This window comes from Streptomyces diastatochromogenes (assembly GCF_002242805.1).
Taxonomy (GTDB): Bacteria; Actinomycetota; Actinomycetes; order Streptomycetales; family Streptomycetaceae; genus Streptomyces; species Streptomyces diastatochromogenes.
Map to the genome: position 1 here is coordinate 1 of NZ_MCGQ01000108.1, position 15,016 is coordinate 15,016.

Here is a 15,016-nt window from a genome sequence, read left to right on the forward strand (position 1 = left end):
GAGCAGGGCGGCGGCGATGGCGTCCAGCTTGCGCTGGATGGCGCGTTCGGCCCGTAGCTCCGAGTTCTTCAGCAGGGCGAGCAGGAGCAGCGTCACCGCTGTCATGCAGTCCCCGGCGAACACCTGCCACTCCGTGCCCAGACCGGCGGCATGAACGAACACCATCCATGTGACCAGCGCCAGGCAGAACATGAAGAACAGGGGGGAGCTGGTGAATCTCGACGCGGTCTCCGCGAGCCGTTCGAACGCCCGGCGCCGGTTGCCGCCCCGGTCGGCGGGATGCGGGAAGGTCATCGGCCGTCACCTCTCCGTGCGCGCCCGTCGCCGTCCGCGAGGACGTCCGCCACGGCCTCGCCCGTGCCGTCTCCGCCGTCGCTCTCGTCGAGGCCCGGCCGGGGCAGCAGTGCGCCATGCTGCTCGAAAGCCGGTGCGACGGGCCGATCACCATGGCGCCCGACACCGCAGCTGCGCGGCTCTCAGACCTGAAGCAGCTGGTTGAAGAACGTGCGGTAACGCCGAAGCGCGACACGGAGCCCTTCGGTCTCGACGTCCTCGCCGCGGCTCCACTGGTCCTCGAGTTCTCGTTTGTGGTCGGCGTACGTCTCAGCCAAGGACCTGATCACTTCGGCCACCAGGGCATCTGCCGAACGAACCGCATCCTTGGGTTCGTCGACAAAGGTGCCTTGAATCTGTTCCCAACGATCGCGGTAGGACCGCGCGTCCGCGGGATCGATCAGCGGCTGTTCGCCCTCTTCGGCCTGTGCGGGCTCCGGAGTCGCCTCGCCCGGGTAGACGGCCGGTGACTCACCGGACACGTGTTCCGGTTCGGTTCGGGCCAGGTCCTCCGTCGTCAGTTCGGTGTCCGATGCGTTTCTCGCATTGTCGCGGGTTTCCATCTCAGTTCACTTCGTTTCCTGCGGTCTCAAGCCGCGTCGTGCCTCGTGGTCCCGTGGTGACGGGATTCGCTCCCGGGGTTGCCGAGCAACTCCCGGAAAAGGGTGCGGTAATGCACTATCGCGCCGCGCAACTCCTCCGTGGTCGCTCCGCCGTGCCCGCTGCGGAGACCGACGTCGTGCGCGGCACGGTACTGCTCCAGGGTGGTGGCATGCTCGACGGAGAGGTCCTTGAGCCGCTGCTCGAAGTCCTCCACGGGGTAGCCGCGGTCCCTCATGACCCGGGTGACCAGACGGTCCGCTTCCTCGACGGTCCCGTTGGGCCTGTCGACAAAATGCTGTTCCAGGCGATTCCACTCCTCGGCGTACCGTTCGCGATCCTCCCGGGGAAGCGTTCTGATGTCGAGGTCGTCGTACCGCTTCTCACGCGAGCGCAACTCGCGTTCACCGGCCAGCCGGCCGTTCCCGGAACTCACGGCCCGGTCGTATTCCGGCCCGAACTGCTCCCGGAGCCGCCGGCGCCTCACCATGACCCAGAGCCCGACAGCGGCCAGGGCCACGATGATGACTACGGGGACGATGATCGCGATCAGCGTTTCAGTGGTGGTCATCAGAACCTCCTTGTCATCCGGGTTCCGGAAACTCGCCTCGGCTGCGTCAGTGGGCAGCCGCTCGGAATTTCTCGTTACGCCGCCAGGGTTGCTGCACCCGCGATTACCCAGCCGAAGCCCGGACAGACATGGGGCAGGCGAATTTACGCGAAGGCGAGAACGGCCATGAGTGCGTCGGCTAGCGGGATGTCGCGCATGTTCCCTGGGGTACGGGGCATGCGCGGAGCAGGCCGGGGTGCTGTTCACCACCTGGCCGAGTTCGACGCCGCGTTGGCGGCGGCCGTCTTCGCGGCTCGCGCGGTGACTCGGAGCGCATGGGACCGCAGGAAACGCCTAATAAGGGGTGTAGCGTAGCAATCCAGGTATATCTCCCCTACAGGGAATCCCGCCCGTTCTCGGGTGCGGGGAGGAGGTGCGCGTCGCCGTGGATGCTGAACAGCGGGCACCGAACCATCACGCGATGGGCGCAGGCCAAGGCGATCGGCTCGTCGTGGAGACGCGGCCCGAGACCCGGACGGACACAGTCGTACTGGTCATGACAGGCGAGGTGGACCACGACTCGGCAGGGCCCCTGAAGGAGGCGCTGGAGGAGGGAATCGGAGCAAGGCGGATCATTGCCGACTGCTCCGGGCTGCGGTTCTGCGACTCGACCGGCCTGAACGTCCTGCTCAAGGCCCGGTTGCGCATGCTGCACCACGGAGGGCGCCTGGATCTCGCCGGGCTGCGCCCGCCGGTGGACCGCATGTTCGAGATCACCGGCGCTCACAACGTCTTCCGGGTGTTCCAGGACGTCGAGACGGCGCTCATGGACAGCCAGGCAGGCACGTGACGCACGGCGGTCGGAGCCGCGGAGGGATCATGACGACGAAAGGCGCCGACCACGAGCAGGTCAGACGACTCGCCCTGCGCGGCACGAGCGGGGCGGTGACACGCTGCCGTGACTTCACCGCGGCGGCGCTGGCCGAGTGGGGCTGGCTCCCGGCCGAAACGCCGGAGATACGCGAACGGGCCGAGGATGTCCTGCTGCTGGTGTCGGAGGTGGTCACCAACGCCTGTCTGCACGCGGGGGGCCCGCAGGAGCTGGTCCTCCGGCACGCCGGCGGACGGCTCCGCATGGAGGTGTCCGACGCCAGCCCCGAGCATCCACATGCTCAGGCGCACCGCTCGCCCGCACTCCCCGGCGGACACGGCCTCATGGTCCTCGACCGACTGGCCGGCGCGTGGGGATCGGAGGCCAAGCCGGATCTCGCCCGTGGAAAGGTCGTATGGGTGGAGGTCACCCGCCCGCCCGGGCCTGCGTCCCTTCGGGCTCGGCGGGACCGTCGTCGACCAAGCCCGCTCTGAGCTCGCCCAGGATCCGCTTGAGCAGACGCGAGACGTGCATCTGCGACAGTCCGAGGCGCTCACCGATCTGTTTCTGGGTGAGTTCCTCACCGAAGCGCAGCGACAGGACGAGGCGATCCCGTTCATCCAGCCGCCCGACCAATGGCTTGAGTGACTCGAAGGCCTCGACGAGCTCGTACGACGGCTCCGATGTGGCCAGATGGCGTGTCACGAGACGCAGCGCATCGGCGTCGTCGTCCTCGACCGGCGCATCCAGCGAGCGGGCGGCATACCCGTTCGCCGCACGTTCGCCCTCGGCCACATCCTCCTCGGCGACATGCATCTGGGCGGCGAGCTCGCCACGGCTGGGCCGGTGTCCCAGCCGCTGTTCCAGACGATCGGCGGTCTTCGCCATGTCGATCCGCATTTCCTGGAGTCGTCGGGGCACTCTGACGGCCCAGGTGGTGTCTCGGAAGAATCGCTTCATCTCGCCGACGATCGTCGGCAGGGCGAACGCCGAGAACTCGATGTCGCGGTCGACGTCGAAACGGTTGATGGCCTTGATCAGGCCGATCGTGCCGACCTGGATGACGTCCTCCGCCTCCTCGGCGCGGTCCCTGAACCTCCGGGCGGCGAACTTGACGAGACTGAGATTCAGTTCGACCAAGGTGTTCCGCACATAGGAGTACTCGGGGGTGCCCTCCTCGAGGTCACGCAGACGGACGAAGAGGGCCACCGAGAGGGAGCGTGCGTCATCCGTCGAGACCTCGGTGGGCCGGGTGATCTCGGGCAGTCCGGCAAGGGCCTCGCGCCGCATGACGGCTCCCACGTCATGGCCGGAGGTGACGGACGTCTGGGTGGTGGACATGAGTTCCTTCGACGGAGGCGGTGGGCCTGCGCCGCGGTGCCTGCGGCGGGGTCCGTCGGTTGAGCGTCTTGTAAATACTCTTCCCATTCAAGATGCTTTGACACGGTATGTCCCTCACGATGGTTTGACACGTGCGGCATCGGAAAGCCGCAGCGCATGGCCAGGGCCGAGGCGCAGCCGACCGACGGCCACTCGTGGCGCTACGAACTCACGACGGGACACGGAGTGGTCGCTCAGTGCCGCGCCCTCACGCAACGGGCACTGCTCGAGTGGTTCGGGAGCGCCGGCGAGCCCGGCCGGAGAGCCGCCGACGACGCCGTGCTGCTGGTGTCGGAGGTGGTCACGAACGCCTGCACGCACGGGGGCCTCCCGTCGGAACTGAAACTCACGGCAACCGAGCGGGCACTGTGGGTGCAGATCAGCGACAACAGCCCGGAGGCTCCCCGTCCGCACCGCCGGCATCACGCCGCTCGCGCCTCGGGGCACGGGCTGTATCTCGTCCAGCGGCTCGCGGCGCGCTGGGGTTGCGTACCCCGCCGTCATGGCGGCAAGACGGTCTGGTTCGAGGTGGACATCGTCCCGGAAGCTGGAGCTCAGGACCGGTCCTAGAGTGGAAGCGGGGTGTGCGCGGCCGCATCCCGGCCCGGACCCGCTCCCCCGCGTCGCCCGTTCGTACGAGGTGGCCTCATGGCACAGCGCAGAGCAACACGCCTCGGCACGGCCCCGGCGTCAGCCGGCCCCGGTGAGGACGGCCTGCGTCGACTGCTCACCGGACTCACCGCGGTTCGGGACGGTGATCTCTCCGTCCAGCTCCCCGAGGACTCCGGCGGAACCCTCGGCGACATAGCCGTGGTCTACAACGACATGATCGCCCGGCTCGCCCTCCTGACCTCCGAGCTCACGCGAGTCGCCGGGGAGGTGGGCGACGAGGGTCTGCTCGGCAGTCGCGTGCGGGAACCGCGGGTCGAGGGGGCTTGGCAGGAGCTCATCAGCGGCGTCAACGCGATGGCCGACAACCTCACCCTTCAGGTGCGCTCCATCGCTCAGGTGGCGACCGCCGTCGCCCGCGGCGATCTCACCCAGAAGATCCGGGTGGACGCGCGCGGCGAGATCCTGGAGCTCAAGGAGACGATCAACATCATGGTCGACCGGCTCTCGTCGTTCGCGGAGGAGGTCACCCGGGTGGCACGCGAGGTCGGTACGGACGGCAAGCTGGGCGGTCAGGCCACGGTCCGCGGCGTGTCCGGAACCTGGAAGGACCTCACCGACAACGTCAATTCCATGGCCGACAACCTGACCAACCAGGTGCGCAACATCGCCCAGGTCACCACGTCCGTCGCACAGGGCGACCTGACCAGTCGCATCGACGTCGCCGCACGAGGCGAGATCCTGGAACTCAAGACCACGATCAACACCATGGTGGACCAACTGTCGTCGTTCGCCGCCGAGGTGACGCGCGTGGCACGCGAAGTGGGAACAGAGGGAAAGCTGGGCGGTCAGGCCACGGTCCACGGCGTGTCCGGAACCTGGAAGGACCTCACCGACAACGTCAACGAGCTGGCCGGCAACCTCACCCGGCAGGTCAGGGCCATCGCCGAGGTCACGAGCGCCGTAGCAGAGGGAGACCTCACCCGCTCCATCACCGCCGACGCCCCGGGCGAGGTGGGCGAACTGCGCGACAACATCAACGCGATGGTCGAGTCGCTGCGCGCGACGACCCGGTCCAACCAGGAGCAGGACTGGTTGCAGACGAACCTGGCCCGGATCACCGGACTGCTCCAGGGCACCCGCGGCCTGCCCGAGATAGCCGAACTGATCATGGCGGAGGTGCCGCCGCTGGTCTCGGCCCCGTACGGCGCCTTCTTCGTCGCCGAAGAGGGCGAGCACGGACCCGAGCTGGTCATGGCAGCCGGCTACGGGCTCCCGGAGCCGCCCGAGTCCGGCACACCGCGCCGGTTCCGCATCGGTCAGGGACTCGTGGGCCAGGCAGCCCGCGACAGACGAGCCCTGCTCGTCGATCCGGTGCCCCCCGGGTACGCCACCGTGTCCTCCGCAGTCGGCTCGGCGGAGCCGACAGCGCTCATCGTGCTGCCGATCGTGGTCGAGGACCTGGTGCTCGGCGCCGTCGAACTCGCCGCCCTCCACAGCTTCACCGCCCTGCACCGCGACTTCCTCGACCGGTTCGTGGTGAGCGCCGGAGCCGTGCTCAGCTCGCTGGTGGCGAACCTGCGCACCGACGAACTACTCGCCCAGTCGCGGAGTCTCGCCGATGAACTCCGTTCCAAGACCGAGGAGTTGCAGGCCCGGCAGCAGGAGCTCCAGCGGTCCAACGCGGAACTGCAGGAGCAGGCCGCGCTCCTCGCCGAACGCAACAAGGACATCGAGTCGAAGAACCGCGTCATCGAACAGGCCCGGCAGGAACTGGAGGAGCGTGCCCAGCAGTTGTCCCGTACCTCGATGTACAAGTCCGAGTTCCTCGCCAACATGAGTCACGAACTGCGAACCCCGCTGAACAGTCTGCTCACCCTCGCCCGTCTCCTCGCCCAGAACCCCGACGGCAACCTGACGAAGAAGCAGGTCGACTACGCGGAGGTCATTCACTCGGCCGGTTCCGACCTGCTGCAGTTGATCAACGACATCCTGGATCTGTCCAAGGTGGAAGCAGGAAAGATGGAGGTCCGGCGCGAGCCGTTCGGGCTGTCCCAGCTCCTGGACCATCTGAAGGCGACGTTCGGTCCCGTCGCGGACGAGCGTGGGCTCGACTTCACCGTGTCCGTGGCACGGGAGGTACCCGAGTGCCTCACCACCGACGAGGCGCGGCTGCGTCAGGTGCTGGGCAACCTCCTCTCCAACGCGCTGAAGTTCACGGACGAAGGGGGCGTCACGCTGACGGTGGAATACGCCGACGCCGCCGGGACGCCCGCCGATCTGCGCTGTGCCGAGCCGGTCCTCGCCTTCCGTGTCACCGACACCGGAATCGGCATCCCCGCGGAACGCCTCCGGCACATCTTCGAGGCCTTCCATCAGGGCGACGGCACCACCGCGCGCCGCTTCGGTGGCACCGGGCTCGGTCTCTCCATCAGCCGAGAAGTCGCCGCGCTCATCGGCGGTGCCATCGAGGTCACGAGCGCCCCGGGTCGCGGCAGCCGCTTCACGTTGTACCTCCCCCACCACGCGGAGCAGCCCGCACCGGCCGCGGCTGCCACGAGCGAAGCCCCTCAGCCCCGGGAGCGCACGCTTCCGGAGCCTGCCGTGGAACGGTCCGGCGCGACCGTGCTGATCGTGGACGACGACCACCGCAACGTCTTCGCCCTCACCGAGGTCCTGAAGACCGACGGGCTGCGGGTCGTGACCGCCGACGGCGGACGCCGAGCCATCGAGGTGCTGACCGAGTACGACGAGATCGAGCTTGTGCTGATGGACGTCATGATGGCGGGGATGGACGGGTACGAGGCGATCGAGGAGATCCGCGGACTCCCGGGCCGGGCGAACCTCCCGGTCATCGTCGTCACCGCGCAGGCGATGCCCGGCGATCGTGCCCGGGCCCTGGAGGCCGGCGCCGACGACTACCTGGCCAAGCCGGTCGACGAGGCGGAACTGCTCGCCATGATCCATCACCGGCTGGTGCGGTGAGGGACCGGGCAGGGCGGGCGGCCCCTCGCCCCCCGGAGCACAACGGCGCCCGGTCGCGACTCCACGTCGGTACGCGGGTCAGCGCACCCCGACCGCGACGATGCACGTGTCGTCGTCGGTGTCTCCCATGTCCAACCCGATCAGTCCGTCGATCAGCAGCCCCAGACTCCCGCCGGCCGCGAGTTCCTCGACCGCGGCGACGAGGCGGGCGAGCCCGAGGTCCAGCCCGTCGTGCCGCCGCTCGATCAGGCCGTCCGTGTACAGGAGCAGTGTGTCCATCGGCCGCAGCACGATGCGGCGCTCGTGATAGGTCGACGACGGCACCGCGCCGAGCAGGACGTCCGGCGGGGTCTCCAGCAGGCGCGCCCGACCGTCCCTGAGCAGCAGCAGGGGGAGGTGCCCGGCGCTCGACCAGACGAAGTCCCCGGCGTCCGGGTCGTACATGGCGCACACCGCCGTCGCGGTGGTCCCCTCACCCGTGCGCAGGGCGACCTCGTTGAGCCAGCCCAACACCTGCCCGGGCGGTCTGCCGGTGAAGGCCAGCGCCCGCTGGGCGTTGCGCAGCGCGACCATGTCGGTGACGGAGTCGATTCCGTGCCCGGCGATGTCGCCGACGGTCACCAGCACCTTGCCTCCCGGCAGCGGCAGCACGTCGTACCAGTCGCCGCCGACCTGGTACTCCTCCGCCGCCGGACGGTATCGAGCGGCGACGACCAGGCCGCCGGGCAACTCCTGGAGGTCGGGGACCTCGGGAACGATGGCCTGCTGGAGTTGGAGAGCCAGTCGGTGCCGTAGCGCCGCCTGGTCGCGGACCGCGGTCAGACTGTCGAAGGTCGCGCTGAGCACCAGTTCCGTTCGATGGATCGCCGACTCGTCCTGGTACACCCCGACGAAACCGGTGACAGTCTCCCCCTCGAGCAGCGGCTCCGCCGCCACCCGGATGTGACGCACGGATCCGTCCGAACGCACGATCCGCAGCACTGACTGGGCGCCGGTGCGGCTTTCCATGAGTGCTCGCAGCAGTTCCGTGAGGGCCGCGTCGTCGCCCTGGTGGATCCGTCCCCGCAACGCCAGCAGGGGTACCGGCGCGTCGCCCCGCTCCATCCCGAACATCGCGTAGGCCTGCTCCGACCACACCGTCTCGCCGCCCGTCAGGCTGTCCTGGAAGGTGGCGACGCTCTGCAGCCGGGAAACGGCGCGTTCGGCCGCGAGGCCGGAGTCGCTCGCGGTGTTCCACAGGAGCAGGGTCCGCTCGTTCCCGGCCGGAAGGACTCGGACATCGAGCAGCGGTGCGGGCGCCTCGCCCGGCTCCGTGCGGCCGATCGCCGGCAACCGGGCGGCACGCTGGGGACGGCGTCCGTGACGGGCCCGCCGGACCAGCGAGGTCAGCTCCTGGTGGGTCAGCGGAAAGGCACGCGACAGGTGCCTGTCGTGGGCCGAGAGCGCGCCACCAAGGGCGGCGACCGCCGCTGCGTTGACGTGTTCGACGGCCACGGCCCCGGTCGTGTCGCTCGTCCGCAGGAGTGCCGCCGGGCGGGTGAGAGCGTCGAGCAGGTCGACCAGCACCGGCACGGCCGGCTGCTCGCTGTCCGGAAGGTCCAGGACCCTGACCGCCATGCCCATCAAGTCGGCGACAGCGCTCCGTACCGCGGGGTCGAGCAGTGTGGGACCCGGCCAGCCCACCAACGCCAGTCCGACTGTTTCGCCCTGACGCCGCAGGGGCAGCAAGGCCCTGGCCGCGTCCGCCCGTGCTCCCGGCGTCGGGCAGCCTGCGGCCGGCCCGTTCTCCAGCCACAGGGGATCGCTGCCGACAAGAGCGGAGCGAAACGGCTCGGGGACGGCCGGCGAGATCCAGCGCCAGGCCGCGGCCTCCGCGGCCCCGACCCCGGCGTGCCCCGCGAGGCTGAGGCAGCCGGCGCCGGTCAACCGCCACAGCCACAGGCTGTCCGCCCCGAGCGGGCCGAGGGCTCCTTCCAGCAGAGTGCGGGCCGCGTCACTCACGCTGTCCGTCGTCTCGGCGGCCGCGGCGGTCCTGCGCTGCTGTCGGGCCTGGAGCGGTTGGACCGGGCCCGGAGCGACGGGCGGGTCGCCTGGCGCCGCGACCGAGTTCACGACGTCCGCGGCGAGATCCACCGGCGGGATTCCGGTCGCCTGGGCGAGAGCTTCGAGATGCGCGGCCGCGTCGGCGACGGAGAACCCGAGCTGGGCGGCGAGAACGCCCGTCGCGAGATCGACCAGATGGCGGCGCGCGGATTCGGCCCTGAGCCGCACGTTCTCCGCGGCCAGGCCGGTGAATCCGGAATCGGCCCAGTTGGCTGACGCCCCGGCGGGCCCGGCAGAGAGCGTCACGGCGACCTCCGTTCTGCCGTAGCGCGGGCATCCGGGGCAGGACGGTCGTACTCCAGCGGATTCTACCCGCCCGTGCTGAACACGCAGGCAGCTCCGCTGCCCCGCATGAAGGGCGCTCACCGGGGCAGTCGCTGGTGAAAGAGGCCGATGCCGGGCCCTGGCGGCCGGCGCCGGATCCTCGCCGCAGCGGAGAGCCGAGGCCCCGCTCGGTCACTGCCGCCTCCGTGGAGCGACGCGGCAGGCGAAGACCGCACGGCAGGCTGGAGGGCTGCGCTGGTGACGGGTGCTGACGGGCAGCGCGACCGGGGCTCCACGGCCCGGGACGTACGAACCCGGGTCACCGTCCTCGTCGCCCTCGGCGCCAACCTGGTGATAGCCGCGGCCAAGACGGCCGCCGGGCTGTTCGCGGGCTCCCCCGCGCTGCTCTCGGAGGCAGCGCATTCGGTCGCGGACAGCCTGAACGAGGTGTTCCTGCTCATCGCCGTGCGCCGCAGCAAGCGCCCCGCCGACGACCGTCATCCGTTCGGCTACGGCAAGGAGCGCTACTTCTGGGCACTGCTGGCCGCGGTGGGGATCTTCGTCATGGGAGGCTGCTTCTCGGTGTACCAGGGCGTTCAGGCCCTGCGAACGGACCAGCAGGAGTCGCTGAAGGGCTATCCGGCAGGGCTGGCGGTGCTCGGTGTGGCGCTGCTGGCCGACGGTGGCTCACTGGTCCGCGCCCTGTACCAGGCCCGTCGGCACCGGGATTCAACGACCGACCCGGCTCTGCGCACGGTGATCGCGGAGGACGCGACAGCCGTGGCCGGTGTGCTCCTCGCGGCGGCCGGTATCGCGCTGCACCTGGCGACCGGGCAGGTGGCCTGGGAGGCCGGCGCTTCCCTGGGGATCGGACTCCTGCTGGTGTACGTGGCGTATCGGCTGACCCGCGAGGCGCGGGACCGGCTGATCGGTGAGGCGGTCGATACGGAACTGCGCGACGGGATCGGTGACTTCCTCTCGTCCCAGGACGAGATCGACAAGGTCGCGGCGCTGCTGACGATGCGACTGGGCCTGGACTCGGTGCTGGTCGCCGCCCGGATCGATCTGGTGCCGGGGCTCGACAGCGAGGAGGTCGAGCTGGTCTGTGTCCGGATCAAGCGGCGGATCACCGGCAAGTGGCCGGAGGCCGAGCATGTGTTCCTGGACATCACCGAGGCGCCCGGACCCGCGGAGCTGTGATCGGTCACGCGGCGTCGGCCAGTACCTGGTCCCGCAACTGGGAGCAGATGCGGTTCAGGATGCGGGAGACGTGCATCTGCGAGATCCCGTACTCCTCGGCTATGCAGCGCTGTGTCATGCCCCGGAAGAACCGCAGATACAGGATCCGTCGGTCCCGCTCGGACAGCGCCCCGATCAAGGGCCGCACCGACTCACGGTCCACCACGGTGTCCAGGCTGGGATCGGGGACGCCGAGCGCGTCCGCCAGCGTGTTTCCCTCGCTGGGTCCCCCGGGCACCAGCTCGACATCCAGTGACAGCGCGGCGTACGCGTGGCGGGCCGACAGCCCCTCGCGCACGTCCTCCGTCGGCAGGTGGGTACGCGCGGCGATCTCGGCGGCCGAGATCTCACCGCCCGACCGGGCGAGCTCCTGATACACCGCGGCGACCCGCCGGCGCAGCTCCTGGGTGCGGCGCGGCACCTGGAGCGCCCATGTATGGTCCCTGAAATGCTTGCGCACCTCGCCTGTGATGGTCGGTACCGCGTAGCTCTCGAACGCTCCTCCCCGCTCCGGGTCGAACCGGTCCACCGCCTTGATCAGAGCGAGCGCGGCGACCTGACGCAGGTCCTCGAGAGGTTCACCACGGCCGCGGTAGCGTGTGGCGATCCGGTGAGCCATCGGCAACCAGGCCCTCACCAGCTCGTCCCGCAGCCCGTCCCGTTGCGGGCCCTTCGGAAGCGTGTGCAGTCGACGGAAGTCCGCCATGGTGTCGGGGGCGTCGTCATGTGAGTGCTGCACTCGAGTCACGCTCATCACCTGTTCCGGAAGATCGTCACACACCGTCATCGGCGACAAGCCCGGGCGCCCCCGGCCGACGTCTCCATACGGCCGCTGTGGGCAAGTGGCGGTGGTTCCTCAGCAGGGCAAACCCGCGACTGCCCACGCATGTGCCGGAGAAACACAGCGGTCCGCAGGCGTGCGCCCGCGGCGACCGGGTCCTCGCGGAGCGGTCCTGTCCGAGGTCCCGACCGGCACGAGGTGACACGATCACCGGGGCCTCCGTGGTGATCCCGCCGACTATGTGATCGATTCCAGGAGACGGCGGCCCATGGGCGTAGATACTGGCCCCCAATGCAGGCACGGACGAGGAGCATGAGCAGTGGCCAGTGACCATCGCATAGGACCGCCCAACTTCGGCAGCGAACGCGACATGTTGCGGTCCTTCCTCGACTACCACCGAGCGACCCTCACCATGAAGTGCGAAGGGCTTACCGACGAGGAGCTGCGGCAGCAGTCGATGCCGCCGTCGACGCTTTCGCTGCTCGGTCTGGTGCGGCACATGGCAGAGGTGGAGCGCGCTTGGTTCCGTCGAGCGTTCGAGGACAACGACGCGCCCATGGTGTGGTCCGACGAGATCGACTTCCAGGCGGCCTACGACGCGAGCGCTTCGACGAGGGCCGAGGCGTTCGCAGCTTGGGAGGCCGAGGTGGAGAACTCGCGCCGCATCGAGCGGGAGGCCGAATCCCTGGACCTGGCCGGGTATCAGCCAAGGTGGGGTGAGGAGGTGTCGCTCCGGATGGTGATGGTGCACGTGCTACTGGAGTACGGCCGCCACAACGGTCACGCGGACTTCCTTCGCGAGGGCGTCGACGGGACCGTGGGCGCCTAGGTCCGCAGGAGGCCCCGATCTCCACATACTGAACTTTTACAGAGCCGGCCCTCCGGCGTTCTCGCATCGAGTCAGCTCACCCACGGTCGGAATGCGGCACCGCGCAACGTCATCGGCGTCCGCTGGTCCGCGCTTCCAGGGGATTGCCGGAGGCGGACGACCGCGGCGAGGCCACCGCCCGGTGCGGGGTGCAGAATGACCTCGCCGCCCGCCGCGCGGGTGAACTGCTGCACCATCGTGAGGCCGAGGCCGGTGCCGTCGTCGGGGGTGTCGCAGGCGCGCCAGAACCGGTCGAAGGCGCGGCGCCGCGCGGTCTCGGTCATGCCCGGGCCCTGGTCGATGACGTGGAGTTCGGGCCCGTGCGGCCCGTGGGCACGGGCGAGGGTGATCACGCTCCCGGGTGGGGAGACCCGCAGCGCGTTGGAGAGCAGGTTGTCGATGATCTGTTCCAGTCCGCCCGGGACCGCCCAGACGTGCCCGGCGTCCGGGCCGGTCACGAGGAAGTCGACGCTCTGTTCGGCGGCGAAGGCCGCCCACATCGCGGCGCGGTCGGCGACGACGGCATCGAGGTCGGCGGATTCCGGCGTGGTGGCCGAGTTCTCCAGGCGGGCGAGGGCGAGGAGGCCCTGGACCATGCGGCTGAGCCGTTCGACCTCGCCGAGTGCCGCGTCCAGGCTGGGCCGGGCCCGGGGGTGGAGGTGGGGCTCGAAGTTCTCCAATCGCAGCCGGAGTGCGGTCAGCGGGGTTTTGAGCTGGTGAGACGCTTCGGACGCGAACGCCTCCTGGGCGCGCAGCAGGTGCTGGAGCCGGGCGGCGGTGTGGGTGAAAGAGGCTGCCAGGCGGCGCAGTTCGGGCGGTCCGAGGCTGGTGTCGGGCGGATCGGTGAGGCGGCCGTCGGCAAGCTGGGCCGTGGCGTGTTCCAGGGCGCGGACGGGGCGGGTGATCCAACGGGCGAGTGCGAAGCCGATCATGGCGACGGCGGCCAGCACGCCGAGGCCGGCACCGGCCAGGGCGACCCATGCGTGGTGGACCCTCTCGTTGAGAGCGGTCAGCGGGTACGCGACGCGGACGGCACAGCGCACGGTGTCGCCGGAAGTCCCGGGCACGGTGGTGTAGAAGGCTTCGGTGCCGGTCGTCGTGTCCCGGACGGTGCCGCTGGCCGGCCGGCTGTGCAGAGCGGCGGCGATGTCGGGCCGGGCGGACCAGTCCTGACCGGCGGAGAGTGCGGTGGTCCGGGTGTCGGTGAGCACGACGCCGTCGCGGTCGGTGACGACCACCCGGCTGCCCGTGCTCCGGGCGTAACTGCGGGCGAGCGCGGGGATGTCCGCCGTCCGACTGTGTTCGATCTTGTCCTCGCAGAGCTCTGACAGCCCCGCGGCGCCCTGCCCTACGGCGTGGGAGAGACGGGACAGTTCCCCACGGGCGTAGACGTAGCCGAAGGGCACCTCCAGGGCGACCAGCACGAGCAGTATCAGGCTCAGGTAGCTGAACAGCAGGCGGCGGGTCACCGGTCCGCGCCGTCGGGGTGGACCTGCGGGACCAGGCGGAATCCGATACCGCGGATGTTCTCGATCCAGGCGGGGTCGCCGAGCTTGCGGCGCAGGGCGGCGACGTGGACGTCCAGGGTCTTGGCGGGGCCGAAGTAATGGGCTTCCCAGACGGTGTCCAGGATCTGTTGCCGGGAGCAGACGGCTCCCGGGTCCTCGGCGAGGCAGACCAGCAGGTCGAATTCCTTGGGTGCCAGAGCGATCGGCACCTGGTGCAGGTGCACCTTGCGGGTGCGTCGGTCGATGGCCAGCGCACCGATGCACTGGGGCTTGGACGGTCCGGTCGGGGCAGGGCCGTCCAAGGATCCCGAAGAGCGTGGTCCGGCCGCCCCTGCGGCGGCGATGCTGTGGCGGGTTCGGCGGGTGACAGCGCGGATACGGGCCACCAGCTCCCGTACGCCGAAGGGTTTGGACAGGTAGTCGTCCGCGCCCAGTTCAAGCCCGACGACCCGGTCGAGCTCGTCGTCCCTGGCTGTGATCATGATGATGGGCACGTCGGAGCGTCCCCGCAGGTCCCGGCAGACATCGATGCCGTCCATGTCGGGCAGACCCAGGTCCAGCAGCACCATCTCCGGTTCCGGGGCGGCCAGGCCGGCCGCCCCGGTGCGGGCATGTTCCACGGCGAAGCCGAAGCGGCTCAGGCCCTCCGTCAAGGGCCCGGCCACCCGGTCGTCGTCCTCGATCAGCAAGACACGCATGCCGACAGCTTCACAGCGCCCGCGCACTTCGCCCAGCGCAATCGCCGGAAGATCCCCCATGCCAGCGACGGGGCTCGTCTGCTGCTCGTGAACCTCTTTCGGGGGAGCCGTTCCCAGAATGCGGAAATGCAGGAGACATCCAGCACTTCGGAAGGGCGGAGTAAGGAGATCGACAAGAGATACGGGATGACGGGAGGTCGTGGCGAACATTCTGGGCACGTCTTGTG

At 69.7% G+C, this 15,016-nt stretch carries 14 protein-coding genes; 6 read left to right on the top strand and 8 right to left on the bottom strand.

The window, feature by feature from the left end:
- The 3 genes from BEK98_RS46220 to BEK98_RS46230 all read right to left on the bottom strand — a co-directional run.
- Positions 1–294 (bottom strand): low affinity iron permease family protein (locus BEK98_RS46220; RefSeq protein WP_094222834.1); only part of this gene is annotated, 294 nt, incomplete at its 3' end.
- Between the two features lie 182 nt (positions 295–476).
- A complete protein-coding gene (locus tag BEK98_RS46225; RefSeq protein WP_094222809.1) occupies positions 477–896 on the bottom strand; it encodes a hypothetical protein in 420 nt (139 codons plus the stop codon).
- Positions 897–922: 26 nt separating this feature from the next.
- Positions 923–1,504, bottom strand: a complete 582-nt coding sequence (locus BEK98_RS46230; RefSeq protein WP_094222810.1) for a hypothetical protein — start codon at positions 1,502–1,504, stop codon at positions 923–925.
- A gap of 460 nt (positions 1,505–1,964) precedes the next feature.
- Here BEK98_RS46230 and BEK98_RS46235 point away from each other — a divergent pair, with 460 nt between their 5' ends.
- A complete protein-coding gene (locus BEK98_RS46235) occupies positions 1,965–2,333 on the top strand; it encodes an STAS domain-containing protein (protein ID WP_094222811.1) in 369 nt (122 codons plus the stop codon).
- 29 nt (positions 2,334–2,362) lie between these two features.
- Positions 2,363–2,848 (top strand): ATP-binding protein, encoded by a 486-nt coding sequence (locus BEK98_RS46240; protein WP_094222812.1) that lies wholly within the window; start codon positions 2,363–2,365, stop codon positions 2,846–2,848.
- Here the strand turns inward: BEK98_RS46240 and BEK98_RS46245 are convergent.
- Positions 2,781–3,695: a SigB/SigF/SigG family RNA polymerase sigma factor gene (locus BEK98_RS46245; protein WP_094222813.1), complete on the bottom strand. Its 915-nt coding sequence runs from the start codon at positions 3,693–3,695 to the stop codon at positions 2,781–2,783. The genes BEK98_RS46240 and BEK98_RS46245 overlap by 68 nt on opposite strands.
- A 156-nt stretch (positions 3,696–3,851) precedes the next feature.
- Here BEK98_RS46245 and BEK98_RS46250 point away from each other — a divergent pair, with 156 nt between their 5' ends.
- Positions 3,852–4,304: an ATP-binding protein gene (locus BEK98_RS46250; RefSeq protein WP_094222814.1), complete on the top strand. Its 453-nt coding sequence runs from the start codon at positions 3,852–3,854 to the stop codon at positions 4,302–4,304.
- A 78-nt stretch (positions 4,305–4,382) separates the two neighbouring features.
- On the top strand, positions 4,383–7,328 hold the full coding sequence (locus tag BEK98_RS46255) for a HAMP domain-containing protein (RefSeq protein WP_094222815.1): 2,946 nt from the start codon (positions 4,383–4,385) through the stop codon (positions 7,326–7,328).
- Positions 7,329–7,406: 78 nt separating this feature from the next.
- On the opposite strand, the gene BEK98_RS46260 is transcribed toward BEK98_RS46255, so the two are convergent.
- Entirely contained in the window at positions 7,407–9,677 is a 2,271-nt protein-coding gene (locus BEK98_RS46260; protein WP_094222816.1) for a SpoIIE family protein phosphatase, read from the bottom strand.
- Between the two features lie 276 nt (positions 9,678–9,953).
- Between BEK98_RS46260 and BEK98_RS46265 the strand changes: the two genes are divergently transcribed.
- Positions 9,954–10,895: a cation diffusion facilitator family transporter gene (locus tag BEK98_RS46265; protein ID WP_244202298.1), complete on the top strand. Its 942-nt coding sequence runs from the start codon at positions 9,954–9,956 to the stop codon at positions 10,893–10,895.
- A gap of 4 nt (positions 10,896–10,899) precedes the next feature.
- Here BEK98_RS46265 and BEK98_RS46270 read toward each other — a convergent pair whose 3' ends face one another.
- Positions 10,900–11,688, bottom strand: coding sequence for a SigB/SigF/SigG family RNA polymerase sigma factor (locus tag BEK98_RS46270; protein ID WP_094222835.1), 789 nt, complete (start codon positions 11,686–11,688; stop codon positions 10,900–10,902).
- 397 nt (positions 11,689–12,085) lie between these two features.
- Here BEK98_RS46270 and BEK98_RS46275 point away from each other — a divergent pair, with 397 nt between their 5' ends.
- A complete protein-coding gene (locus tag BEK98_RS46275; RefSeq protein WP_425276667.1) occupies positions 12,086–12,544 on the top strand; it encodes a DinB family protein in 459 nt (152 codons plus the stop codon).
- Positions 12,545–12,615: 71 nt separating this feature from the next.
- On the opposite strand, the gene BEK98_RS46280 is transcribed toward BEK98_RS46275, so the two are convergent.
- Positions 12,616–14,052: a sensor histidine kinase gene (locus BEK98_RS46280; protein ID WP_094222819.1), complete on the bottom strand. Its 1,437-nt coding sequence runs from the start codon at positions 14,050–14,052 to the stop codon at positions 12,616–12,618.
- Positions 14,049–14,789, bottom strand: a complete 741-nt coding sequence (locus tag BEK98_RS46285; protein ID WP_094222820.1) for a response regulator transcription factor — start codon at positions 14,787–14,789, stop codon at positions 14,049–14,051. The genes BEK98_RS46280 and BEK98_RS46285 overlap by 4 nt, the downstream gene beginning before the upstream one ends.
- Between the last annotated feature and the right edge of the window lie 227 nt (positions 14,790–15,016).

Coding starts and splice junctions, on each gene's coding strand:
- BEK98_RS46225 (WP_094222809.1), bottom strand. CDS start 896: ATGGAAACCCGCGACAATGCGAGAAACGCATCGGACACCGAACTGACG.
- BEK98_RS46230 (WP_094222810.1), bottom strand. CDS start 1,504: ATGACCACCACTGAAACGCTGATCGCGATCATCGTCCCCGTAGTCATC.
- BEK98_RS46235 (WP_094222811.1), top strand. CDS start 1,965: ATGGGCGCAGGCCAAGGCGATCGGCTCGTCGTGGAGACGCGGCCCGAG.
- BEK98_RS46240 (WP_094222812.1), top strand. CDS start 2,363: ATGACGACGAAAGGCGCCGACCACGAGCAGGTCAGACGACTCGCCCTG.
- BEK98_RS46245 (WP_094222813.1), bottom strand. CDS start 3,695: ATGTCCACCACCCAGACGTCCGTCACCTCCGGCCATGACGTGGGAGCC.
- BEK98_RS46250 (WP_094222814.1), top strand. CDS start 3,852: ATGGCCAGGGCCGAGGCGCAGCCGACCGACGGCCACTCGTGGCGCTAC.
- BEK98_RS46255 (WP_094222815.1), top strand. CDS start 4,383: ATGGCACAGCGCAGAGCAACACGCCTCGGCACGGCCCCGGCGTCAGCC.
- BEK98_RS46270 (WP_094222835.1), bottom strand. CDS start 11,688: ATGAGCGTGACTCGAGTGCAGCACTCACATGACGACGCCCCCGACACC.
- BEK98_RS46275 (WP_425276667.1), top strand. CDS start 12,086: ATGTTGCGGTCCTTCCTCGACTACCACCGAGCGACCCTCACCATGAAG.
- BEK98_RS46285 (WP_094222820.1), bottom strand. CDS start 14,789: ATGCGTGTCTTGCTGATCGAGGACGACGACCGGGTGGCCGGGCCCTTG.